Genomic DNA, 15,913 nt, shown 5'->3' with positions numbered 1-15,913 from the left:
AGATGTTTATAAGAGACAGATGTACTGGCGCAGGTAGTGGGTTTCATTGGAGTACTTACTGCCCCAGATCTCGGTCAGCAGGTAGCGCTGGGGGATGAGCTTGCCGGGATTGCGCAGCAGGATTTCCAGGATGTGCCATTCGGTGGGGGTGAGTCGCATGCCGCCCGAGACGGTCTTGCCGACCAGATCCACCGTGCGGTCGCCGATCTCGATGCTGGCCAGTTCGCTCTCCTGAACAGCGGAGCGGCGGGAGACGGCGCGGATGCGGGCGAGGAACTCCTCGATGCTGAAGGGTTTGGTCACGTAGTCGTCGGCGCCGGCGTCCAGGGCTTCGATCTTGTCTTGGTTCCCGGCTCTGCCGGACAGCACAACAATCGGAACCTTGGTCCAGCCGCGCAGGCCGTGGATGACGTCCACGCCGTCGATGTCGGGCAGGCCCAGGTCGAGCACGACCAGGTCGGGATGCCACTCAGCGGCCTGGCGCAGGGCGGAGGCGCCGTCGTCGGCGACCGCGACCTCGTAGTGGCGGGCGGCCAGGTTGATGCGCAGCGCGCGCAGGATCTGGGGCTCGTCGTCGACGATGAGGATCTTGGTCATGGGGTCTCCGCCTTGGACCAGATGGGCGTCTGGATGATCATGGTGAGGCCACCCCCCGGGGTCTCCTCGGGGGTGAGAGTGCCGCCCATGGCCTCGGTCAGCCCACGTGAGAGCGCGAGCCCCAGCCCGACGCCGGTGCCGTTCCCCCGGTCGCCGAGCCGCTGGAACGGCTGAAAGACCCGCTCATGGGCCTCCAATGGGATGCCAGGTCCGCGATCGATGACACGGATCTCCACCACGTCCTCGTGCCAGCTGGCGGTGACCAGCACCTTCTCGTCTGGCGGACTGTAGCGCACGGCGTTGGCCATGAGATTGACCAGCACGCGTTCCAGGAGCGCTGGATCCGCAATGATCTCCGGTAGGTCGAAGGAGATGTCGCCGTCGATGCGGTCGCGCAGTGGGCCGAGGTCGTCGATGGCGCGGGGGACGATCTCCTCCAGGGCGATGGGCTGGAGTGTCAGCCCGAGGACGCCGGCCTGCAGACGGCTCATGTCGAGCAGGTTCTCCACCAGCCTGTCCAGCCGGTCCAGGGACTCGTCGGCGGTGGCCAGCAGCTCCTCGCGGTCTTCGGCGGTCCAGTCGATGTCTCGGCTGCGCAGGCTCTCGACGGCGGCCTTGGCGGCCGACAGCGGGGTCCGCAGGTCGTGGCTGACGGCGGCCAGCAGCGCGGTGCGCATCTTGTCGGCCTCGGCCAGGGGTTTGGCCTGCTCGGCCTCCTCCTGCAGGCGTTCCTGGCGCAGCGCGACCGCAGCCTCGGCGGCGAACGCCTCCAGTACCCGCCGGTCACTGGCGTCCAGCAATCTCCCCCGCGCGGCCAGCACCAGTCGGTCGCTGATTTTCACGTCGGTGTCGGCCACCGCGGGGCTGGTGCACGGCGCCGCTCCCGACGTGGCGACGATGCGCCACGCGGCGGGTTGGGAGGTGTCGTCCGGGGTGGGCTCGCCGACGCGTTCGAGCAGGGTGACCGAGTCCAGGCCGAACGTCTCACGCAGCCGCCCGAGCAACGAAGCCAGCGCGGCCTCGCCGCGCAGGACATGCCCGGCCAGGGTGGACAGCACCTCGGCGTCGGCGCGGGCGCGGGCGGCCTCCCTGGTACGCCGCGCCGCCAGGTCGACGATCGCACTGACCGCGGCGGCGACCAGGACGAACACCACAAGGGCGAGGAAGTTCTCCGGGTCGGCGATGACCCAGGTGTGATAGGGCGGAGTGAAGAACCAGTTGAGCAGCAGGAACCCGCCGACCGCTGCGGTGATCGCCGGCCAGGTGCCGCCGACAAGGGCGACGCCGATGACCAGGCACAGGAAGAGCAGGATCTCGCTGGGCAGCGAGATCACGTTCCGGAACGGGGTGAGCGCGGCGGTCAGCAGCGGCAGGCCCGCCACTGCCAGCCCCCACCCAGCGAGCCTGCGCTTCCCGGTGAGCGCCGCCCGGGAGCGCTCGGGCCGCCTGCGGCCCTTCTTGGCCTCCTCATGGGTGACCAGGTGCACGTCGATGGGGCCGGACAGCGCGGTGGTCTCCACCCCCACGCCCCGGGACAGGATCTGCGCGAAGCGACCGCGCCGGGAGGCGCCGAGCACGAGCTGGGTGGCGTTGACGCCGCGGGCGAAATCGAGCAGCGCTCGCGGGATATCGTTGCCGACGACCTGGTGATAGGTGCCGCCCATACTCTCGACCAGGGCGCGCTGGCGGGCCAGATTGGCCGGGTCGCCGCCCGCCAGCCCGTCGGAGTGGGTGACGTGGACGGCCAGCAGGTCGGCGCCTTTGGTGCGGGCGGCGATGCGGGCCCCCCGGCGCACCAGCGTGTCGCCCTCCGGGCCGCCGGTCAGCGCGACCACCACACGTTCTCGGGCCTCCCACGTGGCGCCGATGCCATGGTCGGCGCGGTAGCGGTCGAGCTGCTCGTCGACCTTGCCCGCGACCCACAGCAGGGCCAGCTCGCGCAGTGCGGTGAGGTTGCCGACGCGGAAGTAGTTCGACAGCGCCGCGTCCACCTTCTCGGGGGCGTAGACGTTGCCGTGCGCCAGCCGCCGGCGCAGCGCCTCCGGGGACATGTCGACCAGCTCGATCTGGTTCGCCCTCCGCACCACCTCGTCCGGTACGGTCTCGCGCTGCGGGATGCCGGTGATCTGGTGGACGACGTCGTTGACGGACTCCAGGTGCTGGATGTTGACGGTGGAGATGACGTCGATGCCGGCGTCGAGGATCTCGTCGATGTCCTGCCAGCGCTTGACGTTCTTCGAGCCGGGCACGTTGGTGTGAGCCAGCTCGTCGATCAGCGCCACCTTCGGCCGGCGGGCGATGACCGCATCCACATCCAGTTCGGTGAACGTGGCCCCGCGGTAGACCAGTGTCTTGCGCGGGATCACCCCCATACCCTCCAGCAGGGCGGCGGTGCGGGCCCGGCCGTGGGTCTCGACGAAGCCTACGACCACGTCCCGGCCCCGTTCCAGGCCGCGCCGGCCCTCGCCGAGCATCGCGTACGTCTTGCCCACCCCGGGGGCCGCCCCGAGGTAGACCCGCAGACGGCCCCTCCTCATGGCCGATCCAGCGCCAGATTGAGCTCGAGCACGTTGACGGTCGGCTCGCCCATGAAGCCCAGCACCCGTCCGGTGGTGTGCTCGCCGATCAATGTCTTCACCTGCTCGACCGAGAGTCTGCGCTCACGGGCCACGCGGGGCGCCTGGAGCTCGGCGTAGGCCACGGAGATGTGCGGGTCCAGGCCGGAGCCGCTGGCGGTGACGGCGTCGGCGGGCACCTGGACCGTGGTCAGGTTCCCGCGCACGGGCACGGTCTTCCCGGCCGCGTAGTCCTCGCCCGGCCTGGCGCACTCCACCTTCAGCCCCTGGTAGGCGGCGATGAAGGGAGTGGCGGGGCAGGCCTGGTTGACGCTGACCGCACGATCGGGGAAGACCTTGAGCACCGCGCCGGCCCCGTCCGGGGTGCAGTACGGGCGGGCACCGCTGACCCCCTCCAACTCCCCGACCGCTTTCGACCGGGCGCAGACCTGGGTGAGCAGCGACTGCTTGCCCTCGTCCGGGTTGCCGTCGGCGTCCTTTGCGCCGGGTACCGGCAGCGTGTCGACCACGTCTTCGGGCCCGAGGTTGCCGGCGCTGGTCGAGGTCGGGTCGTAGCCGTCACCGGCCGCCGAGGGCCGGGACTGGAAGTACTTCCTGACCGGGTTGCCGTCGGCGTCGGTGAAGGACTGGCCGATGAGTGCGCTGCCGACGACCTTGCCGTCCTTCTGGACGAGGGAGCCGTTGGCCTTGTCGTTGAACAGCGCCTGGGCCACGCCGGTGGCCAGGAGCGGGTAGATAACGCCGGTGAACACCGTGAGCACGAGCACCGCGCGCAGCGCGGCCACATGCTGGCGGACCCAGCTGGGCATGCGGTCCATTTTATGACATCCCCGGAAGGAACTGGATCAGCAGATCGATGAGCTTGATGCCGATGAACGGGACGACGATCCCGCCCAGGCCGTAGACGTAGAGGTTGCGTGACAGCAGCTTGGACGCACTGGACGGCCGATACCTGACCCCGCGCAGAGCGAGCGGGATGAGCGCGATGATGACCAGCGCGTTGAAGATCACAGCGGCCAGGATCGCCGACTGCGGGCTGGCCAGGCGCATGATGTTCAGCGCGTCCAGCCCCGGGTAGACCGCCGCGAACATCGCCGGGATGATCGCGAAATACTTGGCGATGTCGTTGGCGATCGAGAACGTCGTCAGCGCGCCTCGGGTGATGAGCAGCTGCTTGCCGATCTCGACGATCTCGATGAGCTTGGTCGGGTTGGAGTCCAGGTCCACCATGTTCCCGGCTTCCTTGGCGGCGGAGGTGCCGGTGTTCATGGCGACGCCGACGTCGGACTGGGCCAGGGCGGGGGCGTCGTTGGTGCCGTCGCCGGTCATCGCGACCAGGCGACCGCCGGCCTGCTCCTTCCTGATCAGCGCGAGCTTGTCCTCCGGCGTCGCCTCGGCCAGGAAGTCGTCCACCCCGGCCTCGTCGGCGATGGCTTTGGCGGTCAGCGGGTTGTCGCCGGTGATCATCACGGTCCTGATGCCCATCCGGCGCATCTCGTCGAACCGCTCCCGCATACCCTCCTTGACCACGTCCTTGAGATGGATGACGCCCAGCACGCGACCCATCTCGGCCACGACCAGCGGGGTGCCGCCGGAGGCCGAGATGCCGTCCACAAGGTGGCCGACCTCGTCGGTCGGGTGACCGCCGGCATCGCGTACCCACTTCATGACGGCGGTGGCGGCGCCCTTGCGGACCTCGCGGCCGTCCAGATTGACGCCGGACATTCGGGTCTGAGCGGTGAAGGGCACCCATTCGGCGTGGGCCAGCTCACCCGGCTGACGTTCGCGCAGCCCGTAGGCCTGCTTGGCGTAGACGACGATCGAGCGGCCCTCCGGAGTCTCGTCGGCCAGGCTGGACAGCTGCGCCGCCGCGGCCAGTTCCTGCTCACTCACGCCGGGCACGGGGACGAACTCCGATGCCTGCCGGTTGCCCAAGGTGATGGTGCCGGTCTTGTCCAGCAGCAGCGTGGAGACGTCCCCGGCGGCTTCGACCGCGCGGCCGCTCATCGCCAGGACGTTGCGCTGGACGAGGCGGTCCATGCCGGCGATGCCGATGGCCGACAGCAGCGCGCCGATCGTGGTCGGGATCAGGCAGACGATCAGCGACACCAGCACGATCCCGGTCACACCGTCACCGGTCAGGGCCAGGGAGTCCGGCACGCCGGGGTTGATCTCCTTGGAGTAGATCGCCAGCGGCTGCATCGTGGCCGTGGCGACCAGGAAGATGATCGTCAGTGCGGCGAGCAGGATGTTGAGCGCGATCTCGTTCGGCGTCTTCTGCCGGTTCGCGCCCTCCACCAGGGCGATCATCCGGTCCACGAAGCTCTCGCCGGGCTTCTGTGTGATCTCGACGATGATCTTGTCGGACAGCACCTTGGTGCCGCCGGTCACCGCGGAGCGGTCGCCGCCGGACTCGCGGATCACGGGTGCGGACTCGCCGGTGATGGCCGACTCGTCCACCGACGCGATGCCCTCGATCACGTCGCCGTCCCCGGGGATGCTCTCCCCGGCCTCGACGATCACGTAGTCGCCCTGCTGGAGCTCGGTCGCACCCACGACGTCCCACCGGGTGTGGTCGTCGGGGCTGGTGAGGCGGCGGGCGGTGGTGTCGCGCTTGGCCGCCCGCAGCGTGGCGGCCTGGGCCTTGCCGCGCCCCTCGGCCACGGCCTCGGCCAGGTTGGCGAAGATCACGGTCAGCCACAGCCACACCACGATCGCCCAGGCGAACCACGACGGGTCGCCGATCGCCAGGACGGTCGTGAAGACTGCGCCGATCTCGACGATGAACATCACCGGGTTGCGCCACATGTTCGCCGGGTTGAGCTTCTTCAGCGCGTCCGGCAACGACTTGATCATTTGCTTGTGGTCGAGCAGGCCGCCGCCCACCTTGCCGCCCTTGGGGGCAGGGGTACGGCCCGGCGCCTGCACTGTCTGCGTGGACATGTCTAGCGGATTCCTTCTGCGAGCGGCCCGAGCGCCAGTGCCGGGAGGAACGTCAGGGCGACCAGGATGATCGTCACGCCGACGACCAGGCCGACGAACTGCGGCCGGTAGGTGGGCAGCGTGCCGGCCGAAGCGGGCACCGGCGCCTGCTGGGCCAGCGATCCGGCCAATGCCAGGGCCAGCACGATCGGCAGGAAGCGGCCGAAGGCCATGCACAGGCCGAGCGTGGTGTTGTGGAAGGTGGTGTTCACGCTGACGCCGGCGAACGCCGAGCCGTTGTTGTTGGACGCGCTGGTGTAGGCGTACAGGATCTCCGACAACCCGTGCGGACCGGAATTGAGCATCGCCGAACGGCCGACCTCGGTGCCCATCGCCACCGCCGTGCCCACCAGCACCAGCACCGGGGTGACCAGGAAGTACAGCGACGCGAGCTTGATCTCGCGGGCACCGATCTTCTTGCCCAGGTACTCGGGGGTGCGGCCGACCATCAGGCCCGCCACGAACACCGTGATCACCGCCAGCACGAGGATGCCGTACAGGCCCGCGCCGACCCCGCCCGGGGCCACCTCACCGAGCAGCATGTTGAAGATCAGCATGCCGCCGCCGAGCGCGGTGTAGGAGTCGTGGAAGGAGTTCACCGAGCCGGTGCTGGTCAGCGTGGTGGCTGAGGCGAACATGGCCGAGTTCGAGGTGCCGAAGCGCGCCTCTCGGCCCTCCAGCGCCGCGCCGATCGCCTGCGGCACCGTGCCGCCCGCGCTCAGCTCGGCCCAGTTCGTCAGGCCGATGCTGATCGCCGCGATGACGCCCATGACGGCGACGATGGCGTAGCCCTGCCGGTTGTCGCCCACCATGCGGCCGAACGTGCGCGGCAGGCTGAACGCGATCACCAGCAGCAGGAAGATCTCCACCCAGTTGGTCCACGACGTCGGGTTCTCGAACGGGTGGGCCGAGTTGACGTTGAAGATGCCGCCACCGTTCGTGCCCAGGTCCTTGATCGCCTCCTGCGACGCGGCCGCGGCCGGGGTGAACGTCTGCTGGCCGCCGGTCAGCGTCGTCCACGTGCTGTGGTCGGCGAACGTCTGGATCGCGCCGCCGGCCACCAGTACCAGCGCGGCGACGAACGAGATCGGCAGCAGGATGCGCAGGGTGCCGCGGACCAGGTCGACCCAGAAGTTGCCCAGTGTGTCGGTCTTGGTGCGAGCGAAGCCGCGGACCAGCGCGATGGCCACCGCCATGCCGACGGCCGCGGAGACGAAGTTCTGCACCGCCAGACCCGCGGTCTGCACCACGTGACCCATGGTCGACTCGCCGGAGTAGGCCTGCCAGTTGGTGTTGGTGACGAAGCTGACCGCGGTGTTCCAGGCCAGCGCGGGCTCGACCGGCTGCATCCCCAGCGAGAGGAAGAGGTGGTCCTGCAGGCGCTGGAGGCCGTACAGGAACAGGATGGAGACAACCGAGAACGCCAGCACGCTGCGCGCGTAGACGCCCCAGCGCTGCTCGCCGTCCGGCTGGACGCCGAGCAGCCGATATATCACCCGCTCGACGGCATTGTGCCTGGTACCGGTGTAGACGCGGTACATGTAGTCGCCCAGAGGCTTGTAGCACAATGCGAGGGCGAGCAGCAGGGACGCGATGAACAGAATCCCCGCCAGGGTCGGGGACATCAGAATCGCTCCGGGAACAGCAAGGCCGCGACCACGAAGATCACCAGGCCGACGACCACGACGAGACCGGCGGCGTTGACGGCACTCACAGCCGCTCCACCGCCTTCACGACCAACCCCAGGACCACGAAGACCGCGATCGTCAGGGCGACGAAGATGACGTCTGTCATCCCCACTCCTCAGATACGGGACATGTTGGTTACGGCCGCGCTACTGCAGGCGGCCGTGCAACCAGCAAATCCCAGGTTTTGTGGGGTTTTGTCGTTCTTGACGGGTTCCATACGGCCCCGTCCCGAATATTGACGCCATTCCTACGTTGGGCCGGGCGACGGCGCGGGCGCGCACTCATCAAGCTCAGGTCGGTATAGACGGTGCCCATGCGCTGCCCGGAGGCGGTCTGGACGGTATCGGCGTCGGCTGGGGATAGCCCCCATCGTGGCAAGGGATATTTCTATTTTTTGCAACGGTTCCAGATGTGGGAAAATGACGTGGTGGACTCCATCGACCTCCTCCTGCATCCGGTCCGATTGCGCATCGTGCACGCCATGTCGGGCGGCCGTACGCAGACCACCTCGGACCTGTGCGTGCGACTGCCGGACGTGCCCAAGACCACCGTCTACCGGCACGTCGGACTGCTGACCGAGGCAGGAGTGCTGGAAGTCGCCGGCGAACGGCGCGTGCACGGTGCCGTAGAGCGCCACTACCGCCTACGTGGAGAGCGCGCGGTGATCGACGCCGACGCGGCCGCGTCCATGTCCCTGGACGACCACCGTGCGGGGTTCGCTGCCGCCATGGCGACCCTGCTCGCGGAGTTCAACACCTACCTCGACCGTGAGGGAGCCGACCCGCCCGCCGACATCGTGGGCTACAAGCAGGGCGTCTTCTGGCTCAGCCGCGAAGAGCTCACCGAGATGATCGAAGCGCTGCTCATGGTGCTCCGGGCACGAGCAGGCAACGAACCAGCGCCGGGCCGCAGTCCTCACCTGTTCAGCGCCATCTTCTTCCCGGCCCAGGAACCACCGCAGCACAGGACCGGCCGGCAGCAGGATCAGCGCTCCACCGAGGAATGAGAAGTCGTCGGCGCCACCACGCCGCTCCAGCCTCCGCGGCACCACCCAGCGCCCCACGCGCTCGACCGCGCCGCTGAAAAAGGTTCAGGGCCGTCAGACCGGTTGGTCTGACGGCCCTGTTCGGCCGGTTCATGGTCAGGCCTTGTTGCAGGGGTTCCTGCCCAGAGGCAGGAGACGGCGGCGATGCCGGTTGCTGCTGGAGCGCTTCGGCCTGGTTGACGCGGCGCGCAAACCGGCCGCCACCTATTCCGGCGGCATGGCTGCTGATCAGAGGCTGCGGGCGGTGATGTCGCCGTTGGAGGTGGTGGCGTGGATGTCGAGTTCGGCGGTGCCGTCGTTCTTGAGGGCGTTGCTGATGCGGCCGTGGCTGGTGCCGGCGTCCAGGGCGGCTGAGACTCCGCCGGCGGCGGTGATCGAGATGTCGCCGGACTGGGTGCGGAGCACGACCGTGCCGCGCACGGCCTCGGCGATCCGGATGTCGCCCCGTGCGGTGCTGATCTCCGCGGGGCCGCCCAGCCGGCCGACCTCGACGTCGCCGTCGACCGCGGTGAGGCGGACGCTAGCGGCCTCGTCGATCGTGATCTGGCTGTACGCGCCTTCGAAGGCGACGTCGCCGAGGCGGCCGACGGTCCGGAGTTCGGCGCTGGCCGCCTTGGCCTCGATGCGGGAGCCGGCGGGCAGCCTGACCGTCACCTCGATGGATCCAGACGGGCCGAGGTACTGGTTCTTCGCCGGGGTCTCGATCCGCAGGACGCCGTCGGCGTATTCGATCGTGGTCTGCTCCGCTGCCTTCACGTCGCGGCTCTTTGAGGCGTTCGCGGGCAGCACCTCGACCACGGTGTCGGCCTGGTCGGCGGCGATGAACTGGACGCGTCCCGCGGGGATGTCCAGGACGGCGGAGATCGGGGCGGGGGTGTCGAACTTCTGCATCATGTGCCTCCTTGTGCTGTGTTGTTTCGATCTTGCGGGACCGCTCTGATACCGGACCGTCGCCGTCCTGACGCCGCCGCTGACATATGGCGGGACGTTGCCAGCCGGGCATGACCCCGTGGCCGCGTAGTGCAGACAGTCGATGAAAGTGGTGCTCGGCTCTTAAGGCCTGGCTTCCCTCGCTGTTGCGAGGGGGACCGGCGCCCAGCGGCACCGAGCCCTTCGAGGGTGGCGTCAGCGACTGTCTTGAGCCGGTCATGCAGCTGATCGCAGAACGTGGTGGCGTCGAAGGCCGGAGCCTGGTCGAGGTCTTCTGCCGGACCGATCTCGACCAGGTAGGCGGGTCAGCCGTCGATTGCCTGGTAGAGGGTGGTCCAGAAGTCGTGGATGGCGTGCGCCGAGTCCGGGGTGGACATCCCGGTCTGGGTGAGCAGGATGCCGACGAGCTGGTTGTGCGGGTCGGCGTAGGTAGTGGTGCCGGCTCCGCCGTCCCAGCCGAACTGGCCGACGGGCGCGTAGTCGCCGCGGTAGGTGCGTACTGCCATGCCGAAGCCCCAGCTGCCGTGCTGCCCCTGGCCGTGTGACAGATGGACGACGCTGCGGGCCCAGGCTTCTCGGGCGGCTGTCTGCTCGGGCGTGAGGCGGTTGGTGGTCATCAGCTCAACGGCGGGCCGGGACAGGATCCGTTCGCTGTCGTGCATCCCGTGGTTGAGCAGCATCCGGAAGTAGGCGTGATAGTCGTCGACGGTCGAGTCGAGCCCGCCGCCGCCTGACTGGAACGCCGGAGGCTTGCTGTGGTGGCCCCCTTCGGCCTCGTCCTCCACGTTGAACTCTCCGGTCTGCGGGTCGGGGGCGTACAGGGGCGGCAGCCGGTCGATCCGGTCGGCGGGCACGTGGAAGGCGGTGTCCTTCATGCCCAGCGGCTCGAAGATGCGCTCACGCAGGAACGCCTCGAACGACTGGCCGGTGACCCTGGCCACCAGCACGCCGAGCACGTCGTCGCTGAGGTTGTATAGCCACCGCTCTCCGGGCTGGTGCATCAGCGGGAGCGTGCCCAGGCGGCGCATCCACTCATCCGGCTCCGGTTCGGGCAACAGCCATCCGTCCTCTTGGCCGTAAACCCCCTGCTCGAAGAACGCGCTCATCATCGGAGCGGTCCGCGCCGTCATGTCCAGCCCGAGCCCGAAGGTGGAGGTCAGCACGTCCCGTACGGTGATCGGCCGCCGCGCCGGGACCGTGTCGTCCAACGGCCCGTCGAAGCGCTTCAGCACCCGGCGGTCGGCGAGCTCGGGCAGCCACGGCTCCACCAGGTCATCCAGCCGCAGCCGGCACTCATCCAGCAACACCATCGCCGCCGCGACCGAGACCGGCTTGGACGTCGAAGCCATCCGGAAGATCGTGTCCCGGCGCATCGGCGCGCCACCGTCATGGCGCATCGTCCCGATCGCTTCGACGTGCGTCTGGCCGCCCCGGCTGACCAGGGCGACGAGTCCGGGAATCTTCCCGGACTCGACATGCCGTGCCAGCACCTCGCGCAGTCTGCGCAGCCCTGCTTCGGAGAAGCCGCTGTTGCCTTGTCCCATCATGAATCTCCTCGCGTACCGTGACAGACGTTCATAGATCACTGAACTTTTGCGACAGTACATTGCATTCATAGTTTGGTCAACATATAAGAAGGCTTGCTAAGCCTGTTCAACCGCAGTAAGTGGCTGATATTGCAATGAATGTGACACTGAATGCAATGGGCGATCAAGATTCGTATTGCAATGAACTCCGAGTGAATGCATACTGTCCGGCGGGGGCGGGCGCCGAGCCCCACGCATGCCGGCAGATGGGAGACGAGCACCGATGCCCGGAGACAGACTCACCAACGAGGACCGTCAGCACATCGCTGCGGGGCTGGCCGAGGGGCTCGGATTCACCGAGATCGGCCGGCGTCTCGGGCGGCCGGCCTCGACCATCATGCGGGAGGTCACCCGCAACGGCGGGCCCGACGATTACGGGGCGCAGCGGGCGCAGGAGGCCACCAAGCAGCGGGCGCGCCGGCGCAGGCAGGCCAAGTCTCCGCCGCCGCCGGTCGGCGACAGCAGCCATGGGCGTGACCCCCAGGCGGTCCACAACCTTACGGAATCCTTCGCCACCCTCCTCGAGCAGCAGGGGATGCCCCGGATGGCGGCCAGAGTGCTGGCCTGCCTGTACGTCACCGACTCCGGCACCCTCACCGCCGCCGACCTGGTCCAGCGGCTTCGCGTCAGCCCCGCGTCGATCTCGCAGACCGTCGCCTTCCTCGAACAGCAGGGACTACTCAACCGGGAACGAGTTCCCGGCGGGCGCCGCGAACGCTATGTCATCGACGACGAGCTCTGGGTCCGGTCCACCCTTGCGGCTCTGCACATGAACGACACCCTGATCGCCGCATCGCAGCGCGCGGCGGAGATCCTCGGGGCCGCGACCCCGGCCGGCGCCCGCTTCGGCTTCTCTGCTGAGTTCCTGCTCCTCGTGAACGCGACCCTCCGACAGGTCATGGAGCAGTGGCAGCAGAACCAGGCCGACCGGAACGCCGGGCGCAAGTCATGACCTCTCGCGGCTTCCGGCGAGCGCCAGGGAACTGGGCGTTATGTCGGCCGCCCTGGGGATTCCTTCCGGCGGCCCGGGGTGCTTGTGGTAGCCAACAGCGCCCCGGGCAGACCCGGACATTGGTCCACTACTCTGTGATACCGTGTACTGGTAGTCGGTACCACAAAGTACCAGGAGAGACCGAAGAGGACCCACGATGGACGACCTGACGGAGATGCTGAAGGGCACGCTTGAGGGCTGCGTGCTTGAAATCATCGGCAGCGAGGAGACCTACGGGTACGCCATCACGCGTCGGCTGAACGAACTCGGCTTCGCCGACGTCGTCGAGGGGACGGTTTACACCATCCTGCTGCGGCTGGAGAAGAACGGGCTCGTCCAGGTGACGAAACGACCGTCCGAGCTGGGCCCGCCGCGCAAGTTCTACGCGCTCAACGACGCGGGGCGCGAACGACTCGCGACGTTCTGGGCGAAATGGCAGTACATCACATCACGGATCGACAAGCTCAAGGAGGGCGGGAGATGAACTTCTGGGAGACCATGACAGGCAGCGATCTCGTTGCTCGGCGGGAATCTGCTCTCAGGGATCGTCGATTTCTTCGAGGAGGGCGTCGCGGCCGGCAAGGGAGTCCTGGAACTCATCGGCAACGACGTCGCTGCCTTCTGCGACGACCTGGTCAAGGACTCGCGCACCTACGCCGACGTCTATCAGGAGTCCATCAGCGGGGAACCCGGCACGGCCGGGAAGTAACACCCGTCGACCCAAGACACCGGCGGGCGCTGGGTTGTGCAGTAGAGCAGCAGTAGGACCGGGTAGCCGCTGAAGTCGGACCTTGGTCCGCGCCGGACGGGGCTGTGAGGCGGCGAGTGATGCGCCGAAGCGGTCAGTCTCTGCTCGCCGCGACTGCTCCGCGACGCGGGAGATCCCTTGCCAGGCGGCCGCTGCCCACGACCGACTGTTCGGCGACATCGCCTCCCTGATCCGCAGGTGAGGGGCCACCAGCACCGTTCGGCTCCTGGCCCCCTCGCTTTCCACCGGCTGTGTCACTCCGCTCTGCGGCACCTGGCCGCTAACGGACGAACCGCCGCCAAGCTCCAGGCCGAATTCCGCCATCAGCGCCTCGGGAGCCTCGGCCGCTACGTCCGGCTCGGGGAGGAGACCTCCGCCCGCATCGCCGCCGAAGCCGATCCTGTGGCCCTTCCAGCCCGCCGCTGAATCCTCACGGACGTTCTCGACCCAGCTGACCAGCCCTCGTGCTCGCCGTCGAGGGCGCGGTGTCGTGTCAGCGGCCGCGTCAGGACGGCAACGGCCCGGTATCAGTGCGGCCGACGATGGTGGATGCCATGGACGGTTCAGCGATTGCGGCCTCAGGGTCGCGAACTGGGCCACGCCGAGCTGACCCCCGGCCCCTTGTGCGTCGCTCATGGAAGCCCTATGGGCGCCACACCGGGACGGGTCTCGCAAGATCGAACACTTTGAGCAAGGAGATTCATGATGGGAACCGGCAACAGCGGCTTCTCCGCGGCGGGGTTGCGCAGGCTGCGTGAGGTGCTGGCGCGGCATGTCGAGTCCGGGAAGATTCCCGGACTTGTCGCCCTGGTCAGCCGGGGCGGCCAGACGCATGTCGAGGCGATCGGGACGATGCGTCATGACGGTGGCGCGCCGATGCGCCGGGACACGATCTTCCGGATGGCTTCGACGTCCAAGCCGGTCTCGGTCGCGGCGGCGATGGTGTTGCTGGATGAGTGCCGGCTGCGGCTGGATGACCTGGTGGAGCCGTGGCTGCCCGAGCTCGCCGACCGCCGGGTGCTGAAGCGCTTCGACGGGCCGTTGGACGACACGGTCCCGGCGCGGCGGCCGATCACCGTACGGGACGTGCTGACCTCCACCTTCGGGCTCGGCATGGACATGACGTCGATCGGCACCCCGATCATGGGCGCGGTCTTCGAGCAGGGGCTCACGCCGAACCTGCCGGTGCCGGTGCCCGAGCCGGATGAGTGGATGCGCCGCCTGGGCGCGCTGCCGCTGATGCACCAGCCCGGCGAGCGCTGGCAGTACCACATCGCCAGCGATCTGCTCGGCGTGCTGGTGGCCCGGGTCACCGGCCAGTCGTTCGAGACGTTCCTGCGTGAGCGCGTCTTCGAGCCGCTGGGCATGAAGGACACCGCCTTCCACGTGCCCGCCGACCAGATCGACCGGCTGCCGCCCCTGTACGCCCCCGACCCGCAGACCGGCGAGTTCCTCATCTGGGACGAGGCCGAGGGGGGACGCCACAGCAAGCCCCCGGCGTTCCAGGGCGGCGGCGGCGGGCTGAACTCCACCGCCGACGACTATCACGCCTACTTCCAGATGCTGCTCAACGGCGGCATGTACCAGGGGCGGCGGATCCTGTCGCGGCCCGCCGTCGAACTGATGACCACCAACCGCCTGTCGGCCGAGCAGAACGCCGCCCGCAACGCCATGGCCGTCGACAACGTGCACATCTCGCACGGCCAGGGGCAGCACGGCGGCTGGGGCTTCGGCATGGCGGTGCGCACCTACCGCGGCGACTACGCGCCCGTCGGCCAGTTCGGCTGGGACGGCGGAAGCGGCACCGCGACCTACGCCGACCCGGCCAATCAGCTCACCGGCATCCTGCTCACCCAGGTCGGGGCGTCCACCCCGGACTCGACCCGGCTCATCCACGACTTCTGGACCACGCTCTACCAGGCGATCGACGACTGACGCCGGTACTCACGTCCGGAAGGCCCGTCCTCGTCCCGGCTTGCACTTCAGCTATTCAGTGTTGCTAGATACCAGTAGTCAGTGCTACTTTGTAGTGGTAGTCATCACGACTAGGTAGCTGAAGGAGGTGCTCCATGGGCAAGCTGGTGACGGAGATGCTCAAGGGAACGCTGGAGGGCATCGTCCTCGCGATCCTGTCCGGCCGGCCCGCATACGGCTACGAGATCACGGCGTGGCTGCGGGATCAGGGCTTCTCCGACATCGCCGAGGGCACCATCTACGCACTGCTCGTCAGGTTCGAGCGGCGCGGTCTCGTCGACGTGGAGAAGGTCCCGTCCGAGAAGGGGCCGCCGCGCAAGGTGTACTCCCTGAACGCTCAGGGACGGGAGTACCTCGAAGAGTTCTGGAGGACCTGGAGCTTCCTCACTGAACGGCTCGAACAGCTCCGCGAAGGAGGTAGATAGCCATGGACACAGGGTCGAACGAGCCGAAGAGCCGCGCCCGGCAGTACCTGGAGGTGATCACGGGGTCGCTGGAGGACAAGAGGCGCTGGCGGCAGTACAAGGCGCGCGTCAAAGCGCTTCCCGAGAACTACCGCACGGCGGTCGAAGCGCTGGAGCGGTACCTGATGCACTTCGGGCCGGGGGACGGCGCCGACGCGGCGTCGATGTTCGAGGACCTCGCCGATCTGTTCGAGCGGAGCGCGGCGGACGGAACCCCGATCCGCGAGATCTTCGGAGAAGACCCCGTGGAGTTCGTCGAGGCGTTCATGCAGAGCTACTCCATGGGGAGCTACATCCGCCGGGAGCGAGAACGCTTCACCAGCGCCATCGAG

The 15,913-nt window shown here is 68.3% G+C and carries 15 protein-coding genes; 7 read left to right on the top strand and 8 right to left on the bottom strand.

From position 1 onward, the window contains the following. Positions 1 to 6: 6 nt before the first annotated feature. From EJK15_RS59470 to kdpF, 6 genes are read right to left on the bottom strand one after another with little or no spacing between them, the layout of a single operon-like run. Complete coding sequence (locus EJK15_RS59470) at positions 7 to 597, bottom strand: response regulator transcription factor (RefSeq protein WP_138719227.1); 591 nt, start codon at positions 595 to 597, stop codon at positions 7 to 9. After that, a complete protein-coding gene (locus tag EJK15_RS59465; protein WP_138719226.1) occupies positions 594 to 3,134 on the bottom strand; it encodes a sensor histidine kinase in 2,541 nt (846 codons plus the stop codon). The genes EJK15_RS59470 and EJK15_RS59465 overlap by 4 nt, the downstream gene beginning before the upstream one ends. Further along, positions 3,131 to 3,991 carry a potassium-transporting ATPase subunit C gene (locus EJK15_RS59460; RefSeq protein WP_138719225.1) on the bottom strand — a complete coding sequence of 287 codons (861 nt, stop codon included), beginning with the start codon at positions 3,989 to 3,991 and terminating at the stop codon, positions 3,131 to 3,133. The genes EJK15_RS59465 and EJK15_RS59460 overlap by 4 nt, the downstream gene beginning before the upstream one ends. 1 nt (position 3,992) lies before the next feature. Next, entirely contained in the window at positions 3,993 to 6,116 is a 2,124-nt protein-coding gene (gene kdpB, locus EJK15_RS59455) for a potassium-transporting ATPase subunit KdpB (RefSeq protein ID WP_138719224.1), read from the bottom strand. 2 nt (positions 6,117 to 6,118) lie between these two features. Continuing rightward, positions 6,119 to 7,780, bottom strand: a complete 1,662-nt coding sequence (kdpA, locus tag EJK15_RS59450) for a potassium-transporting ATPase subunit KdpA (RefSeq protein ID WP_138719223.1) — start codon at positions 7,778 to 7,780, stop codon at positions 6,119 to 6,121. Beyond that, positions 7,780 to 7,869 carry a K(+)-transporting ATPase subunit F gene (gene kdpF / locus EJK15_RS59445; RefSeq protein WP_138719222.1) on the bottom strand — a complete coding sequence of 30 codons (90 nt, stop codon included), beginning with the start codon at positions 7,867 to 7,869 and terminating at the stop codon, positions 7,780 to 7,782. Before kdpF ends, kdpA begins: the two co-directional genes overlap by 1 nt. A 401-nt stretch (positions 7,870 to 8,270) precedes the next feature. On the opposite strand from kdpF, the gene EJK15_RS59435 reads away from it, so the two are divergent. Next, entirely contained in the window at positions 8,271 to 8,849 is a 579-nt protein-coding gene (locus EJK15_RS59435; RefSeq protein ID WP_138719221.1) for a helix-turn-helix domain-containing protein, read from the top strand. 267 nt (positions 8,850 to 9,116) lie between these two features. Here the strand turns inward: EJK15_RS59435 and EJK15_RS59425 are convergent, their stop codons facing one another. Together EJK15_RS59425 and EJK15_RS59420 are read right to left on the bottom strand one after the other, a co-directional pair. Continuing rightward, positions 9,117 to 9,779, bottom strand: coding sequence for a DUF4097 family beta strand repeat-containing protein (locus tag EJK15_RS59425; protein ID WP_138719230.1), 663 nt, complete (start codon positions 9,777 to 9,779; stop codon positions 9,117 to 9,119). 344 nt (positions 9,780 to 10,123) lie between these two features. Further along, complete coding sequence (locus tag EJK15_RS59420) at positions 10,124 to 11,362, bottom strand: serine hydrolase domain-containing protein (protein ID WP_138719229.1); 1,239 nt, start codon at positions 11,360 to 11,362, stop codon at positions 10,124 to 10,126. Positions 11,363 to 11,627: 265 nt separating this feature from the next. Between EJK15_RS59420 and EJK15_RS59415 the strand changes: the two genes are divergently transcribed. From EJK15_RS59415 to EJK15_RS59390, 6 genes are all read left to right on the top strand, one after another. Then, positions 11,628 to 12,356, top strand: a complete 729-nt coding sequence (locus EJK15_RS59415) for a GbsR/MarR family transcriptional regulator (protein ID WP_138719220.1) — start codon at positions 11,628 to 11,630, stop codon at positions 12,354 to 12,356. A gap of 196 nt (positions 12,357 to 12,552) precedes the next feature. Continuing rightward, complete coding sequence (locus tag EJK15_RS59410; RefSeq protein ID WP_138719219.1) at positions 12,553 to 12,879, top strand: PadR family transcriptional regulator; 327 nt, start codon at positions 12,553 to 12,555, stop codon at positions 12,877 to 12,879. Positions 12,880 to 12,912: 33 nt separating this feature from the next. After that, positions 12,913 to 13,104: a DUF1048 domain-containing protein gene (locus EJK15_RS59405; protein WP_240777908.1), complete on the top strand. Its 192-nt coding sequence runs from the start codon at positions 12,913 to 12,915 to the stop codon at positions 13,102 to 13,104. 744 nt (positions 13,105 to 13,848) lie between these two features. Continuing rightward, complete coding sequence (locus EJK15_RS59400; protein WP_138719228.1) at positions 13,849 to 15,078, top strand: serine hydrolase domain-containing protein; 1,230 nt, start codon at positions 13,849 to 13,851, stop codon at positions 15,076 to 15,078. Between the two features lie 134 nt (positions 15,079 to 15,212). Further along, a complete protein-coding gene (locus tag EJK15_RS59395; protein ID WP_138719218.1) occupies positions 15,213 to 15,542 on the top strand; it encodes a PadR family transcriptional regulator in 330 nt (109 codons plus the stop codon). Positions 15,543 to 15,544: 2 nt separating this feature from the next. Continuing rightward, positions 15,545 to 15,913 (top strand): DUF1048 domain-containing protein (locus EJK15_RS59390; protein WP_138719217.1); only part of this gene is annotated, 369 nt, incomplete at its 3' end.

The sequence above is a fragment of the Nonomuraea basaltis genome (genome assembly GCF_005893125.1).
In the GTDB taxonomy this organism is placed as follows: Bacteria; Actinomycetota; Actinomycetes; order Streptosporangiales; family Streptosporangiaceae; genus Nonomuraea; species Nonomuraea basaltis.
The sequence above is the reverse complement of the archived record's forward strand: the minus strand, read 5'-3'. Positions and strand labels throughout refer to the sequence as shown.